Below are 14,690 nucleotides of genomic sequence, written 5' to 3'. Positions count from 1 at the left end.
AGTTTGCCTGACGGCACACGCTCGTTTTCGGGCCGACACCCCTGCTCTTCCTGCCAGGCCCCCTGCCCTTGCCTCGCACTCCCGCTGCATGCAAGGAGTGCTGAAACGAAAGGACGGTAGTCATGGCGGCTGAAGCATCGGGCAGCGATCTCGTACAGGTAGTGGCGCTGCTCGCTGCCGGCGTGATCGCCGTGCCGATCTTCAAGCGCATCGGGCTGGGCTCCATCCTCGGCTATCTCGCTGCCGGTGTGGTCATCGGGCCGTTCGGCCTCCGCATTTTTTCCGAATCGGAAGCCATCCTTCACGTCGCCGAGCTTGGCGTCGTCATGTTCCTGTTCATCATCGGCCTGGAAATGCAGCCGTCGCGACTCTGGGGCCTGCGCCGGGAAATCTTTGGTCTCGGCGCGCTGCAGGTTGGCGTCTGCGCCGTTCTGTTGACGCTTGTCGGCCTGGCCGGAGGCTTTCCGATCGCGCAATCCTTCGTCGCCGGCGCCGGCTTCGTGCTGACCTCGACCGCGATCGTCATGCAACTGCTCGAGGAGCGCGGCGAGATCGCCGCGCCCAAAGGGCAGCGCATCGTCTCGATCCTTCTGCTCGAAGACCTGATGATCGTGCCACTTCTGGCGCTGGTGGCGTTCCTGGCGCCGGGGGGCGCGGAGACCAGCCTGTCTGAGCGCTTGACCGAAGTGGGGATCGGGATCGCGGCGATCGTCGGCCTCGTCGTGGCCGGTCGCTATCTGCTCAACCCGCTCTTCCGCATCCTGGCCGATGCCCGCGCCCGCGAAGTGATGACGGCCGCCGCCCTGCTGGTGGTGCTTGGGTCGGCGCTAGCCATGCAGCTTTCCGGTTTGTCGATGGCGATGGGTGCGTTCCTCGCCGGCGTGCTGCTCTCCGAATCGACCTTCCGCCACCAGCTCGAAGCCGATATCGAGCCGTTTCGCGGCATCCTGCTCGGCCTGTTCTTTCTTGCCGTCGGCATGTCGCTCGACCTTGGCGTCGTCGCCCAGAACTGGCGCCTAGTCGCCATTTATGTCGTCGCCTATATGGTCATGAAGGGGCTCGGCATCTATCTGGTCGCGCGTATGCTCAAGAGCGGCCATCGCGAGGCGCTCGAGCGCGCCGTCGTCATGGCCCAGGGCGGCGAATTCGCCTTTGTGCTCTATTCCTCGGCCGCCGTCGTCGGCATCATCGACGGCCAGGCCAATTCCACGCTGACCGCAATCGTCATCATCTCCATGGTGCTGACGCCCGTGGCTATCTTGGCACTGCGCTACCTCACCCCGCGCGACGAGCAATCGCTGGAAGGCGTCGACATCGCCGACGGGCTAACCGGAAGCGTGCTGATCATCGGCTTCGGCCGCTTCGGCCAGATCGCCAGCCAGCCGCTGCTTCTGCGCGGCCTCGACGTCTCGATCATCGACAATGAGGTCGAGATGATCCAGGCGGCGGCCGATTTCGGCTTCAAGGTCTATTACGGCGACGGCACGCGGCTCGACATCCTGCGTGCGGCGGGCGCTGGCCGCGCGCGCGCCGTGCTGATCTGCGTCGACAAACCGGACGTGGCCGTGCGAATCGCGCAATTGATCAAGGCCGAATTCCCGCTGGTCACTATCCTGGCGCGCGCCTTCGACCGCGGCACCGCGCTGCAACTCATCCGCGCCGGCGTCGACTATCAGTTGCGCGAGACCTTTGAATCGGCGCTGGTCTTCGGCGGCTCGGCCCTGGAAGCGCTGGGCGTCGATCCGGAGGAGGTAGCCGAGGTGATCGAGGACGTTCGCCGCCGCGACACAGCTCGCATCGAGACACAGCTCGCCGAAGGTATCCGCGCCGGCCAGCGCTTTCTCAAAGGCAATATCGGCACGCCGATCCCGACCCCGCTCGCGCAGCCGCGCCGCGCCGGCCGGGCGCTGAACGAAGAGACGGCCGGCGTGCTGAACAAGGCAGAGACGAAGAGCTGAGGAGCAACGCATGGCAGAACTCGACCCGCGGGCGCTTGCCGTCACCAAATTCTGGCGCGATGCCGGCGAGGACGCCTGGTTCGAGAAGAACGACGCGTTCGACTCCGGCTTCCGCGACTGCTTCCTCGAGCTGCACCACGCCGCCGCCCGGCGCGAATGCGACGCCTGGAGCGAGCATGCCGAAGGATCGCTGGCGCTGATGATCCTGCTCGACCAGTTTCCGCGCAACTGCTTCCGCGGCACCGGGCATATGTACGCGACCGATCCGCTGGCCAGGCATTTCGCCGATCGGGCGATCGCCGCCGGTCATGATATGGCGCTTGAAGAGTCACTCCGTGTCTTCCTCTATCTCCCCTTTGAGCATTCGGAGTCGCTCGCGGATCAGGAACGCTCGCTCGAACTTACAGCGGCGAGGGCGCCGGATTATCTGAAATACGCCAAGGAGCACCTGGAGATCATCCAGCGCTTCGGGCGCTTTCCGCACCGCAACAAAATGCTCGGCCGCGAGACGACGCCCGAGGAAAAGACGTTTCTCGAGGGCGGCGGTTTCTCCGGCTGAACAGGCAAACTGCGGATAATCAACACATGATCGTGCTAGCAGGGCGGACCTACGAAGCCACGATCGGAAGCGACGTCCAACGCGATGGCATGTATCTGGAACTCGCCGACCAACACGGGCACATTGTGGCCCAGATTTTCTTTTCGGATTTCGATAGGAAGATGACCGTGACCCTGTTTGAGTCTGAAGCGTCCGTGGAAGTGGTTGAATGGATGATCGCCACGGCCAAGATCCGTCTTCCTCCAACCAATCCCACCCTCGGCTAATCTAAGCGAGCCACCACTCGCGGCCGGACGGCAGCCGCTCGATCCCCGAAATATCGACGGCGCCGAGCCGCTCCGACACGCTTTTGTTGCCGACCACAAGATCGGGCGCGATCTCGGCCAGCGGCGCCAGCACGAAGGCCCGCTCCAGCATGCGCGGGTGGGGAACCTCAAGGCCCGTCTCGTGGATCACCCGGTCACCGAACACCAGAATGTCGATGTCGATCAGGCGCGGCCCCCAACGTTCCTCGCGCACCCGCTTCAGGCGCCTCTCGACGTCCAGGCAGAGATCGAGCAGGCCGCGTGGCGAGCGCGCGGTTTCGATCCCGGCGGAGGCATTGAGAAAATCCGGCTGGTCGAGCTTGCCCCACGGCGGCGTCCGGTACAGTGAGGAAACAGCGGTGACGCGCGTCTTGTCGTCGCCGTCCAGCATGCGCAGCGCCGCGGCCATGGATTTCGCCGGATCGCCGAGATTGCCGCCGAGGCTAAGGTAGACGGCGCTATTGAGGCCAGACAACTGTCACCTCGACATAATCGAGCACGCCCGGAACCGGGGCGTTCGGCTTGCGCACGGTAATTTCCGCTTTCCTGATCTGCGGAAAGCGCGCCGCCAGCGCTTTCGCCACTTCCAGCGCCAGCGCCTCGATCAGGAAACGCCGGTGCCCGGTGACGATCTTCTCGATGACCGCAAAGGCGATGCCGTAATTGACGGTATCCTCGATCGAATCGTCCTCCAGCGGCCGGCTGGGCTCGACGGTGAGTTCGGCGTCGACATAAAAACGCTGACCGAGCGTCTCCTCCTCGTCCAGCACGCCGTGCCGGGCAAAGAAGGCGCAGTTCTTCATGCGGATGACATACATCGTCAGCGTCCGGAAGAAAGTTTTTCTCGCGCCAGCATAGCATCGGCCATCGCCAGCGCATCCACGTTGATTGCGACATCGTGGACGCGAAAAAGATCGGCTCCCTTGAGCCGCAGAATGACGCTCGTGGCCGCCGTGCCGACAGCGCGCTCAGCGGGCTCGCGCCCGGTGACGCCGCCGATAAAACGCTTTCGCGACGTTCCCGCCATCAGCGGAAAGCCGAGCGCCTGAAGCTCGGAGAACCGCGCCATCAGATCGAGATTTTCCTCCGTCGTTTCCTTGGCAAAGCCGAAACCGGCGTCGAGCACGATCTGGTCCTCGGCAACATTGCTGGCGCGCGCGATCTCCAGCGATTTGCTGAGGAACAGAAGCTGGTCCTCGATCACGTCCGGCAGCTTCTGGCGTTCACGGCCGGTATGCATAATGATGAGGCCGGCGCCGGTCTCGGCCGCGACTCTCGCGATGCCGGGCTCGCGCTGCAGTCCCCAGACATCGTTGACGATATGCGCCCCCGCAGCGACGGCCCGCCGCGCGGTGTCCTCGCGATAGGTGTCGACCGAAATCAGCGCCTCGCCCGATGCCGCGAGCGCCTCGATGACCGGCAGCACCCGCGTCTGCTCTTCTTCGGCGCTGATCGGGGCAAAACCGGGCCGCGTCGATTCCCCGCCGATGTCGATGATGGCCGCGCCCTCTTCCGCCATGCGGCGCGCCTGGGCTATCGCCTTCTCCGGCGCGATGAACAATCCCCCGTCGGAAAAACTATCCGGCGTGACGTTGAGGATGCCGACCACGACCGACTTGGGGCCGAGGTCGAGATGGCGTCCATGCGCGAGCTGCCACCGCCTTGTCGTCATTGTCCATCAACCATGCGTGATCCGCGCGAAATCAATTTCGTTGCGCCGGCAACGGCCGTAAAGCAAGGTGCGTGAAGAGGCAACATGATGAACCGTTCCCTGCTCTGCGCCCTGATGCTCACGCTGGCCGCCACGCCGGCCGCCGCGGCGAATCTGGTGAAGACCTACAGCTATTTCAGCGTCGGCGGCCGCACGCTGGACGACATCGAAAAACAGCTGACGAAAAACGGACCGGAAGTGAAGAGCACCGGCTCCCGGCATCCGGGCGCAACGCAGATGGCCTTCACCACCCGCGTCAGCTACGCGCAGACCGCGAATTCCTGCCGGATCGCGAACGCGCAGGTGACCGTGAAGGTCAAGGTGATCCTCCCGGAATGGCGGCGCCCGCGCAAGGCGGATCCGCAGGTCAGGCTGTTCTGGGATACGCTGTCGGCCGACATCAAGCGCCACGAAGAGCGCCATGTCGAGATCGCCAAGAACCACGCGCGCGAACTCGAGGACGCGCTGAAGGCGACTTATCCGCAAAGGACCTGCGAAGCCGCGAAGGCCCAGGCCGCCCAGATCTCGGCCGCCATCCTCGCCAAGCACGATCGCGCCCAGGTGCAGTTCGACCGCGTCGAAAGCGTCAATTTCGAGAGCCGAATCATCCGGCTCCTGCGCTACCGGATGCAGCGCACCCAAAGCGGGCGGTTGCCGCCGGCTTGACCATTTGACCGGTGGTGCCGGCGAAAGCCAACACCGCCGAAACAATGGTGCCAGATTCCAGAAAACTTTCGAGCATCGGTCGAAAACGGCCTATATCGACCGACATATATCGGGTTTGCCGTCCGGCGGACTTTGGAAACCGAGATACGAATGACGGGCGCAGGACGCCCCGCACCGGCTGCTTCTTGCCGACGGCGCACCGACCTTGAAAGAGTGACGCATGGACCAGACCGTCGACAATCGCACGACGATGAGGACAACGGCCTCGCCGTCGATCAGCGAGAGCGAGAAAAACGCCATCATCGGCGGCGTGCTCTTGTCGATGCTTCTGGCGGCGCTTGACCAGACCATTGTGTCGCCTGCCTTGCCGACGATCGCGCGCGCGCTCGGCCACGCCGAATACCTGCCCTGGATCGTGACCGGCTATCTGCTGACGGCCACCGCGATGGCGCCGCTCTACGGCAAGATTTCCGACGTCTACGGCCGCCGGCCGGTCATCTACGCCGCCATCCTGATCTTTCTTTTGGGATCGCTGGTCAGCGCCCTGGCCCCCAACATGCTGGTGCTGGTCATCGGCCGGGCGATCCAGGGGGCCGGCGGTGGCGGCCTTTTCGCGCTGACGCAAACCGTCATCGGCGATCTGGTGCCGCCACGCGAGCGGGCCCGCTACGCCGCATGGATCTCCGGCACCTGGGCGGTGGCCAGCGTCGCCGGCCCGCTGCTTGGCGGTGTCTTCGCAGAGCATCTCCACTGGTCGTTGATCTTCTGGATCAACCTGCCGATCGGCTTCCTGGCGATGGCCATCATCAACAATCCGCTGAAGAAGTTGCCGATCGCGGCAAAACATCACCGCATCGACGGGCTGGGCGCAGTGCTCTTGGTGATCGCCACGGCGCTGCTGCTTCTGGCGCTCAACTGGGGTGGCAGCACCTATCCGTGGTTCTCGCCGGAAATCCTTGGGCTGGTGGCCTGCTCGGCCGCGTTCTGGGCGTTGTTCGCGCTGCGGCTGCTGAGGGCCAGTGAGCCTTTGATCTCGCTCGAGGTGCTGGGCAACCGGATCGTGCTCGCCGGCACGTTGTCGATGTTCCTGCTGCAGGCGGCAAATATCGGGGCGTCGGTTTACCTGCCGGTCTATCTGCAATCGGTCGTCGGGCTCTCGGTCAGTGAATCCGGCATCGCCATGCTGGGTCTCCTGCTCGGCACCGTTGCCGGTGCCACTTTCAGCGGCCGCATGATCCCGCGCTTCGTCCACTACAAGCGCATTGCCATGGTCGGCGTCAGTTTGGCGATCGCGTGCATCGGGGTGCTGAGTGCCATTGCGACACACGCGTCGCTGCTCGAAGTCGAAATCCTGACGACCCTCATTGGCCTCGGCAGTGGCACGACCTTCCCGGTCAGCACCGTCTCGGTACAGAATGCGGTCGATCGCGCCCATCTCGGTGTCGCGACTGGCGTCCTGACCTTCCTGCGCACACTGGGCGGCGCGCTTGGCGTCGCCCTGCTCGGCGCCGTCGCGCTCGGCTACGGCCTGCCGCTCGCCGCCGAGGGCTCGCAGACGCATATCGAGCTGACATCGGCAATGCCGTTCGTGATGATCTTCCTCACCGCCGGCATCACTCTTGTTCTGGCATTGATCGCGCTGGCGCTGATGCCGGAAAAGCCGCTGCGCGGCAAGGACGAGCACGCAGCGCCCGTGCTCGCCGAATGATCACGTCAATCGTGGACGCCGAGCTTCTTTTGCAGGCTGGTCGACGAGGTCGTGTACTGGAAGACGATGCGCTCGCCCGGGCTGACGATGCGTTTTGCGGCCTGCGCCATCAGGGCGACCTCATGGAAACCTGAGAGGATCAGCTTCAGCTTGCCCGGATACCAGTTGATGTCGCCGATGGCGAAGATGCCGGGAACCGACGTCTGGAATTTCTCGGTGTCGACCGGGATGAGGTTCTCATGCAGGTTCAGCCCCCATTCGGCGATCGGCCCGAGTTTCATGGTGAGGCCGAAGAACGGCAGCATGCGCGTACATGGCACCTCGATGTCGCCATCCGGGCCACCCTTGATGGTGGCGGACGAGAGCTGGCCGTCGGCGCCTGCGAGCCCGCTCACCTGACCGACCAGGAATTCCAGCTCTTTCATCTCCTGCATGGCGTACATCTTGTTGACGCTGTCGGGCGCAGCCCGGAATTCCGGACGCCGGTGGACAAGTGTCACGCTTTTGGCGATCGGCTGCAGGTTGAGCGTCCAGTCGAGCGCCGAATCGCCGCCTCCGACGATGACGAGATCGTGGCCGCGGAAATCTTCCATGCGCCGGACCGAATAGAACACGCTCTTGCCTTCGTAGCTCTCGATGCCCGGGATGGGCGGTCGCTTGGGCTGGAATGAGCCGCCGCCGGCGGCGATCACCACCACCTTGGCTTCGAACACCTCAGCCTCGTCCGTGGTGACGCGGAAGCTGCCGTCCTCGAGCTTTTCGAGGCTTGAGACCATCCGGTTGAAAGTGAAGTCCGGCTTGAAGGGATGGATCTGTTCGAGCAGCTTGTCGACCAGACCCTGCGCAGTGATCATCGGCCAGCCGGGAATGTCGTAGATCGGCTTTTCCGGATAGAGTTCGGCGCATTGCCCGCCGGGACGGTCGAGGATGTCGATGAGATGGCACTTCATGTCGAAGAGCCCGAGTTCGAACACGGCGAATAGGCCGACCGGCCCTGCCCCGACAATGAGTACGTCCGTCTTGATCGTGTCCGTCATCAGCTCCGCCCCATTTTGGGAATGCTGGCGACAGTGCATGAGCATTGGCCCGCTGCCAAGCAGCCACGGCAAAATTGGAAATGGAGACTTGGTTCAGCCCTGCCGTTCGGGAACGCGCACGACCAGCCCGTCGAGCGCGTCGCGCACCTTGATCTGGCAGGACAGGCGCGAGTTGGGCCGGACGTCGTAGGCGAAGTCCAGCATGTCCTCCTCCATCGCTTCCGGCTCGCCGACCTCACCCGTCCAGGCCTCGTCGACATAGACATGACAGGTCGCGCAGGCGCAGGCGCCGCCGCATTCGGCCTCGATGCCGGGCACCGCGTTGCGGATCGCGTTTTCCATGACGGTCGAGCCGTTCTCGGCCTCCACGTCGAATTGAGTACCGTCATTGGCGATGTAAGTCAGCTTGGCCATTTGTCACCTGAGGAGTCGCAGCCGAGATAATCACTCCGCCGGACAAGTCAACTGCGGCGCGAAAGCGCCACCGCATGACGTTTTTTCTGGATGTGCTCCCTGGAGGACTACCGGCTGATGGCGGCGATGAAGTCCCGCACTTCATCGATCAGCACGCCCAGCTTCCTCAGGATGCGACCATCCTCAGGCTGCTTTTCAATGGCTGCAGCGCATTCGGCGACGGCAAAGGCGCCGATGCCGCGGGCCGAGCCTTTCAGGCCGTGTGCAAGGAGCACCCGTTCCTTGGCATCGGCATCGACGATCTTGTCGCGCACCGAAAGCGCCTGCTGCACGAACAGCGCCAGCACCTCCTGTTCGAGCGCGCGATCATCCATCGTCTGCCGCGCAAGGTGGGCCATATCCACAGGTCGCGAACCTGCCGTCCCCGACACGTCCCCGCCGGGCATGGAAAACGCAATACCAATCTCGCCACGCATACGCACTGCTACTCCAAGAAAGGGCGGCCGGCGGCCCGAAAATAGGCGGATTCCCGTCGCCAACGGGTTAACGATTGCCGGGGAAAAATGTTGTCACGGAGGCAGCCAAATCACGCTCTCGTTAACCTTATATTTAAAGTTTTACGTATCGCCGGGAATGCATGTTTTCTTTACCCGTGTGTGTCATTACGATACGAACGTCCATTTTCAGCCTCCTGTCTGGGACCAGACAAGCCAGAATCAGGCCAAAATCATAAGTCCCGCGGCAGCTAGTACAGGGTAGCGAAGGCATGGCTAAGAAACCGACGACGACCAAATCTCTCGAGAGCGACGTGGCCGCGGAACTGGAAAAGGCGCTTGACCTTGACCTGAACGGCGACGAAGGCGGGCTCGACATGGCGGCGTCGATGGAAGATCTCGAGGCCCAGATTTCGGCGGCCGCGGATGAACTGGCGCGCGAAGGCCGCAGCCATAGAATCGAGCCGGCAAATGAGCCTCAGGCCGCGAAGGCGGCGCCCCAGCCGAAGCCGGCGGAACTGCGCCCGCTCGAATCGCGCGCCTCGCAACCGAACGGTTTTACGCCGGCTCCTGCCGGTTTCACGCCGGCCAATGACGATCGCCAAAAGGATTACCGGACGCTTCTGCATGGCCTCAACCGGCGCGCTTCGAGCACCGTTTACTGGGTGATCGCGTTCATTTCACTCGCCTGGATCGCGGGCGCCGGCGGCCTCGCCAACCTGCTGTTCGGGCCGAGCATCTGGCAGATCCGCACTCTCGACCAGTTCTTCGCCCGCCCCGAGCTGATCGGCCTGGCGGTCGCGGCGATCATCCCAGTCATCCTGTTCTGGGCCTTCGCCGCCATGATCCGGCGCGCGCAGGAAATGCGCATCGCCGCGCAATCCATGACCGAAGTGGCCTTCCGCCTCGCCGAGCCGGAAAACCTTGCCCAAGACCGCGTCATGATGATCGGTCAGGCCGTTCGCCGCGAGGTCGCCGCCATGGGTGAAGGCATCGAACGCACTTTGGCCCGCGCCGTCGAGCTCGAAACCCTCGTCCACAGCGAAGTCAACCAGATCGAGCGCTCCTATTCCGAGAACGAAGCGCGTATCCGCTCGCTGGTCGACGGGCTGGGCAGCGAGCGCGAAGCTGTCGTTAGCCATGCCGAGCGCGTGCGCGCTTCGATCCACGGCGCGCACGAGACGCTGCGCGACGAGATCGGTGCCGCCAGCGATATCATCCGCGATTCGATCCTCAATGCCTCGACCAAGCTGTCGATGACGATCAACAATTCGGGCGACACGCTGATCGATCGCATCAACGAGAGCTCGCTGTCGATCTTCGATTCGGTGGAAACCCGGCTCGACACGATCACTGACCGCCTGTCGACCTCGGGCGAGGCCTTCGCCAGCCTGCTCGACACCCGCATCGCCAAGCTGACCGACACCACGGACGGCCTTACCCGTTCGCTGACCGATCTTCTTGACGATCGCACCAACGGCATGGTTTCGCTGCTCGGCGGCGCCGCCCGCACACTGAACTCCGAGTTCGAAGCAAGCCTCAGCGGCATCGAGCGGACGCTGGCCGAGCGCGGCCAGGCGCTGATCAGCGAGTTCCAGACCCGCGCCGAAGCACTCGACACCGGCACCCAGAAGCTCAATGCCGCGCTCGAAGCGCGTGCCCGCCAGATCAACGAAACTCTGGTCGAACGTGCGCGCGAGATCGCCAACACCTTCGCCGAGAGCAAGGACCAGCTGTCGTCGATGATCGATCAGGGCAAGACCCAGATCGGTGCCGACATGGCCGACATCATCTCGTCGACCTCTTCCATGCTCGAAGCCCGCGCCACGGATTTCGCCGGACGCATGGAGGCGGCCCGCCATGTCGTGTCGCGCGCCTTCGACTCCGACATCCAGCGCCTCGCCGATGCTCGCGCCGGCATTGACGAAGCCATCGAAGACCACAGCCGGAAGCTCTCCGACAGCAGCAACCGTATGGCCGCCGCCATGCAGGAGGACCTCGCGAAATTCGCCGAGAGTCGCGCCGGCATCGATGAGGCCGTGGCCAGTCAGGTCCAAAAACTGGCCGAGGGCCGCAGCCTTATCTCTCGCGCGCTGGAAGAGGACCTGCGCAAGGTCAACGAGTCCCACGCGGCCATCGACGCCTCGCTCGGCGCCCATCTTGAGCAACTCCAAGAGAGTCGCAACCGCCTCTCCCAGGCGCTGAACGAAGACTCCGGCAAACTCGTGCAAGCCCGCACCATAATTGACGAAATGGTCGCTGGACATGTCGGCAAGCTGGCCGAGGGCCGCAACATTCTGGCGCGCGCGCTGGAGGCCGATCTCGGCAAACTGGCGGACAGCCGCGCCTCGATCGACGGCCTGGTCGCCGGCCAGGTCGAGAAGATCGCCGAGGGCCGCGCCGTGCTCGCCAAGGCGCTGGAGACCGACATCGCCGGGATAAGGGACCTGATCGAGACCCATTCGGCCAAGCTCGCGGAGGACAGGGGTGAACTCAGCCGCGCGCTGGAGAGCGACCTGAGCGGAATCCGAAGCCTGATCGACAGCCACGCCGGCAGGCTTGTCGAGGACCGCAGCCTGCTGTCCCAGACGCTCGAATCCGATCTCGCCAAGTTGGCCGAGAGCCGCGCCTCGATCGACGGCCTGGTCGCCGGCCAGGTCGAGAAGCTCGCCGAAGGCCGCGATATCTTGAAGCGCGCCCTGGAAGCCGACATCAACACCATCAGGGGTGCCATTGCGGGACACTCCGAGAAGGTGCAGGAGGAACGCGCTCAGCTGTCGCAGGCCCTGGAGGCCGACCTGCAGACCGTCGGCGGCGCAATCTCCGATCACCAGAACAGGCTCGTCCAGGACCGCGCCGTGCTGTCGAAGTCGCTCGAGGACGATCTGGCCAAGCTGGCCGAGAGCCGTTCCAGCATCGATGGCTTGGTGGCCGGCCAGGTCGAGAAGCTTGCCGAGGGCCGCGATATCCTCAAACGCGCGCTGGAAGCGGACCTCAACACCATCCAGAGCGCCATCGTCGATCATTCGCAGAAGATCGCCGACCATCGCGCCGAGCTGTCGCGCGTCCTGGATGCCGACATGGCCAAAGCCAGCGGCCTCATGCAGACCCACGCCGACAGGCTGGTCCAGGACCGCTCGACCCTGTCCAAGGCCTTGGAGGACGATCTCGCCAAGCTGGCCGAAAGCCGGTCCTCGATCGATGGTCTGGTCGCTGGCCAGGTGGAGAAGCTGGCCGAAGGCCGCGATATCCTCAAGCGTGCGCTCGAAGCGGACCTCGCCAAGCTCGCCGAAAGCCGCGTCTCGATCGACGGCCTCGTTGCCGCCCAGGTGGACAAGCTCGCGGAAGGCCGCGATGTCCTCACGCGCGCCCTCGAGGCCGACCTCGCCAAGCTCGCCGAGAGCCGCGCCGGCATCGACGGGCTGGTCTCCGGCCAGGTGGAAAAGCTCGCCGAAGGTCGCGACATCCTCAAGCGAGCGCTTGAATCCGATCTGCAGAAGCTGGCGGAAAGCCGCTCGGAGATCGACGGCGTCATCGCCGGTCACATCGGCAAGCTGTCCGAAGGCCGCGACATGCTGGCCCGCGCGCTGGAAGATGACCTCGTCAAGCTCGCCGAAGCGCGCAAGGACGTCGACCGTTCGGTGTCCGGCCATATCGACCAGATCGCGGCCAAGAGCAGCGACATCTCGGCGGCGATCGCTGCCGATGTCGAGAAGATCGAGCAGGCCTTCAGCCGCCAGACCGGCGTCATCGAAGAACGCGCCGGCACCATGGAGCGTGCGCTTTCGGCCGGCGTCGACAATGTCCGCGGCGTCCTCGAAAAGACCGCAGTCTTCGTTGCCGGCGCGCTGCGCGACAAGGTGATGGAAATCACCAGCACGCTGCACGAGCAGGCGGGCGCTGCCTTCAGCGACGCCGATCGCAAGATCGCCGAACGCGCCGAACAGACTTCGGCTGCGCTGCTCGCCAGGGCCGAAGAGATTGCCAACGCCTTCGAGCAGGCCGACCGCCGCCTGCACGAGCGCGCGCAGGACACCTCGAGTATGCTGATGGCCCGCGCCGATGACGCGTCCAACGCGCTCATGGCCCGTGCCGAGGAAACCGCCGACAAGCTCGCCGCCCGCGCCGGCGAGATCGCCGGCACCTTCGACGCCGCCGACCAGAAACTGGTCGCCCGCGCGGTCGAAACGGCGCAGTCGCTCGCAGCCCGCGCCGGCGACATCCTGCGCAACTTCGAGGGCGCGGACGAGCGCCTCAGCATGCGCATCACCGAATCGGCCGAAGCGCTGGCCGCCCGCGCTTCGGATCTCGGCCGCATCTTCGACGCCGCCGACCAGCATCTGATCTCGCGCATTGCCGAAGGTTCGGAGGCGCTGTCGTCGCGGGCGTCTGAAATTGCCCACATCTTCGACGACGCCGACAACCGTTTGGTGTCGCGCATCGCCAGCAGCACCTCGACCATCGGCGAACATGCCGACACCATTGTCGGCGCATTCGCCGCCACCGAGCAGCGCGTCGCCGACCGTGCCCGCCAGACCGGCCAGGAACTCGCCGTCCACGCCCGTGAGATCGAGCAGGCGCTCGCCGGTGCCGACGAACGCCTGGCCTCGAGCGCCGCTGCGGCCGCGGCCCGTGTCGAGGAGCAGGTTGCGAGCGTCGAGAACCGGCTCGCCTATGGCGCCGAAACGATGGGTCAGAGGCTCAACGAGCAGGTCTCCAGCGCCGAGGCGCAGCTCATCTCGCGCGCCAACGTCATTGCCGAAACCTTCACCGCGGTCGGCCAGCATATCGGCCAGAGCACCAACGAGGCGGCAAAGACCATCGGCGCCAACACCCGCGAGCTCAACACCATCCTTGCGGCGCGCTCCGCCGAAATGTCGAAGATTCTCGACGAGACGGCGCGTCCGCTGGTCGAGCGCTTCGCCCAGGGCGGCTCCGAGCTGCAAAAGAGGATGGAAGAGGTCACCGAACAGGCGACCGAGAAGCTGCGCAGCGAAAACGCGGCCCTCGTCAATGCGCTCGCCAACCGTACCGCGGAGACGCTCTCGGCGGTCGAGGGCGCCCGCTCGACGCTGGCCGACAGCGTTGCCGACCTTATCGGCCGCATGACCACCTCCAGCGCGCAGCTCAGTCAGCTGATCGACCAGGCGGCCGTCAATCTCGGCCAGGTCGAGGAGCGCCTGAGCGGCAGCACGCAGAGCTTCGCGGCGACCACCGAGAAGGCGGCCCAGACCTTTGCCAGCTCGGCGCGCCTCGTTGATTCCAACACGACGCGGCTCACCGATCTGTCGTCGGCGACGTTGCGCGAGGTCGCCTCGATCGCGACCAAGTTCGACGAGCACAGCCGCCTGCTGTCGAGCGCCTCGGACCTGCTGAGCTCCGCGCAGAGCAATCTCGAGCACACACTGGAGCGGCAGTCGTCGCTGGAAGACCTCGCCGTCGGTCTGGTCAAGAAGTCGGAAGACCTCGAGAAAGTCATGCGCTCCTTCGAGACTCTTGTGGGCCAGACGATGCAGAATGCCGAGGGCCGGACGATGGAATCGGCGGAGAAGATTCGCACCGCCATCGCCGAGGTCGTCGATTCGGCGACGCGCCGCTTCGCCGACGCGACCGAGGAGATGCGGCGCACTGCGGGCTCCATCAAGAGCGAGCTGGACCTCACCCGCGCCGAGCTCAAGAAAGGCGTCATCGAGATGCCGGAGGAGGCCAAGGAATCGACCTCGGCCATCCGCCGCGCCGTCGCCGAGCAGATTAACGCGCTCAAGGAACTGTCGGATATCGTTGCGAAATCCGGCCGCAGCGGCAGCAGCGAGACCGGTGAGCCGCGCGCCCTGCGCC

The 14,690-nt window shown here is 64.7% G+C and carries 12 protein-coding genes; 6 read left to right on the top strand and 6 right to left on the bottom strand.

Annotated elements, in window-relative coordinates; translation table 11 throughout:
• Positions 1–122 precede the first annotated feature (122 nt).
• From A9K66_RS03495 to A9K66_RS03485, 3 genes are read left to right on the top strand one after another with little or no spacing between them, the layout of a single operon-like run.
• Positions 123–1,958, top strand: coding sequence for a monovalent cation:proton antiporter-2 (CPA2) family protein (locus A9K66_RS03495; protein ID WP_067319730.1), 1,836 nt, complete (start codon positions 123–125; stop codon positions 1,956–1,958).
• Positions 1,959–1,968: 10 nt separating this feature from the next.
• Positions 1,969–2,517, top strand: a complete 549-nt coding sequence (locus A9K66_RS03490; RefSeq protein WP_067319728.1) for a DUF924 family protein — start codon at positions 1,969–1,971, stop codon at positions 2,515–2,517.
• A 26-nt stretch (positions 2,518–2,543) separates the two neighbouring features.
• Positions 2,544–2,783, top strand: a complete 240-nt coding sequence (locus tag A9K66_RS03485) for a hypothetical protein (protein ID WP_067319726.1) — start codon at positions 2,544–2,546, stop codon at positions 2,781–2,783.
• A gap of 1 nt (position 2,784) precedes the next feature.
• Here A9K66_RS03485 and folK read toward each other — a convergent pair whose 3' ends face one another.
• Genes folK through folP form a run of 3 tightly spaced genes read right to left on the bottom strand, consistent with a single transcriptional unit; the run spans position 2,785 to position 4,494 of the window.
• Positions 2,785–3,297: a 2-amino-4-hydroxy-6-hydroxymethyldihydropteridine diphosphokinase gene (gene folK / locus A9K66_RS03480; protein ID WP_067319724.1), complete on the bottom strand. Its 513-nt coding sequence runs from the start codon at positions 3,295–3,297 to the stop codon at positions 2,785–2,787.
• The gene (folB, locus tag A9K66_RS03475; RefSeq protein WP_067319722.1) at positions 3,281–3,640 is read right to left on the bottom strand and encodes a dihydroneopterin aldolase; all 360 of its coding nucleotides are present in this window, start codon (positions 3,638–3,640) and stop codon (positions 3,281–3,283) included. The genes folK and folB overlap by 17 nt, the downstream gene beginning before the upstream one ends.
• Positions 3,641–3,642: 2 nt before the next feature.
• Complete coding sequence (gene folP, locus A9K66_RS03470; protein ID WP_067319720.1) at positions 3,643–4,494, bottom strand: dihydropteroate synthase; 852 nt, start codon at positions 4,492–4,494, stop codon at positions 3,643–3,645.
• Positions 4,495–4,578: 84 nt separating this feature from the next.
• Here folP and A9K66_RS03465 point away from each other — a divergent pair, with 84 nt between their 5' ends.
• Positions 4,579–5,199, top strand: a complete 621-nt coding sequence (locus A9K66_RS03465; protein WP_067319718.1) for a DUF922 domain-containing protein — start codon at positions 4,579–4,581, stop codon at positions 5,197–5,199.
• 220 nt (positions 5,200–5,419) lie between these two features.
• Positions 5,420–6,907 carry an MDR family MFS transporter gene (locus tag A9K66_RS03460; protein ID WP_067319716.1) on the top strand — a complete coding sequence of 496 codons (1,488 nt, stop codon included), beginning with the start codon at positions 5,420–5,422 and terminating at the stop codon, positions 6,905–6,907.
• Positions 6,908–6,912: 5 nt separating this feature from the next.
• On the opposite strand, the gene A9K66_RS03455 is transcribed toward A9K66_RS03460, so the two are convergent.
• From A9K66_RS03455 to A9K66_RS03445, 3 genes are all read right to left on the bottom strand, one after another.
• Entirely contained in the window at positions 6,913–7,944 is a 1,032-nt protein-coding gene (locus A9K66_RS03455) for an NAD(P)/FAD-dependent oxidoreductase (RefSeq protein WP_067319714.1), read from the bottom strand.
• Positions 7,945–8,037: 93 nt separating this feature from the next.
• Positions 8,038–8,358: a 2Fe-2S iron-sulfur cluster-binding protein gene (locus A9K66_RS03450; RefSeq protein WP_066992377.1), complete on the bottom strand. Its 321-nt coding sequence runs from the start codon at positions 8,356–8,358 to the stop codon at positions 8,038–8,040.
• 107 nt (positions 8,359–8,465) lie between these two features.
• Entirely contained in the window at positions 8,466–8,834 is a 369-nt protein-coding gene (locus A9K66_RS03445) for an Hpt domain-containing protein (protein ID WP_066992375.1), read from the bottom strand.
• 290 nt (positions 8,835–9,124) lie between these two features.
• On the opposite strand from A9K66_RS03445, the gene A9K66_RS03440 reads away from it, so the two are divergent.
• A partial coding sequence (locus A9K66_RS03440; protein ID WP_067319712.1) for a kinesin occupies positions 9,125–14,690 on the top strand: 5,566 nt, incomplete at its 3' end.

Source organism: Mesorhizobium sp. AA23, from assembly GCF_001672435.1.
Taxonomy (GTDB): Bacteria; Pseudomonadota; Alphaproteobacteria; order Rhizobiales; family Rhizobiaceae; genus Mesorhizobium.
This window is presented reverse-complemented; position numbering and strand designations above follow the sequence as displayed.

Excerpts from the sequence above, each read along its gene's own strand:
- A9K66_RS03485 (WP_067319726.1), top strand. The coding sequence starts at position 2,544 with ATGATCGTGCTAGCAGGGCGGACCTACGAAGCCACGATCGGAAGCGAC.
- A9K66_RS03460 (WP_067319716.1), top strand. The coding sequence starts at position 5,420 with ATGGACCAGACCGTCGACAATCGCACGACGATGAGGACAACGGCCTCG.
- folB (WP_067319722.1), bottom strand. The coding sequence starts at position 3,640 with ATGTATGTCATCCGCATGAAGAACTGCGCCTTCTTTGCCCGGCACGGC.
- folP (WP_067319720.1), bottom strand. The coding sequence starts at position 4,494 with ATGACGACAAGGCGGTGGCAGCTCGCGCATGGACGCCATCTCGACCTC.
- A9K66_RS03445 (WP_066992375.1), bottom strand. The coding sequence starts at position 8,834 with ATGCGTGGCGAGATTGGTATTGCGTTTTCCATGCCCGGCGGGGACGTG.
- A9K66_RS03455 (WP_067319714.1), bottom strand. The coding sequence starts at position 7,944 with ATGACGGACACGATCAAGACGGACGTACTCATTGTCGGGGCAGGGCCG.
- A9K66_RS03450 (WP_066992377.1), bottom strand. The coding sequence starts at position 8,358 with ATGGCCAAGCTGACTTACATCGCCAATGACGGTACTCAATTCGACGTG.
- A9K66_RS03495 (WP_067319730.1), top strand. The coding sequence starts at position 123 with ATGGCGGCTGAAGCATCGGGCAGCGATCTCGTACAGGTAGTGGCGCTG.
- A9K66_RS03490 (WP_067319728.1), top strand. The coding sequence starts at position 1,969 with ATGGCAGAACTCGACCCGCGGGCGCTTGCCGTCACCAAATTCTGGCGC.
- A9K66_RS03465 (WP_067319718.1), top strand. The coding sequence starts at position 4,579 with ATGATGAACCGTTCCCTGCTCTGCGCCCTGATGCTCACGCTGGCCGCC.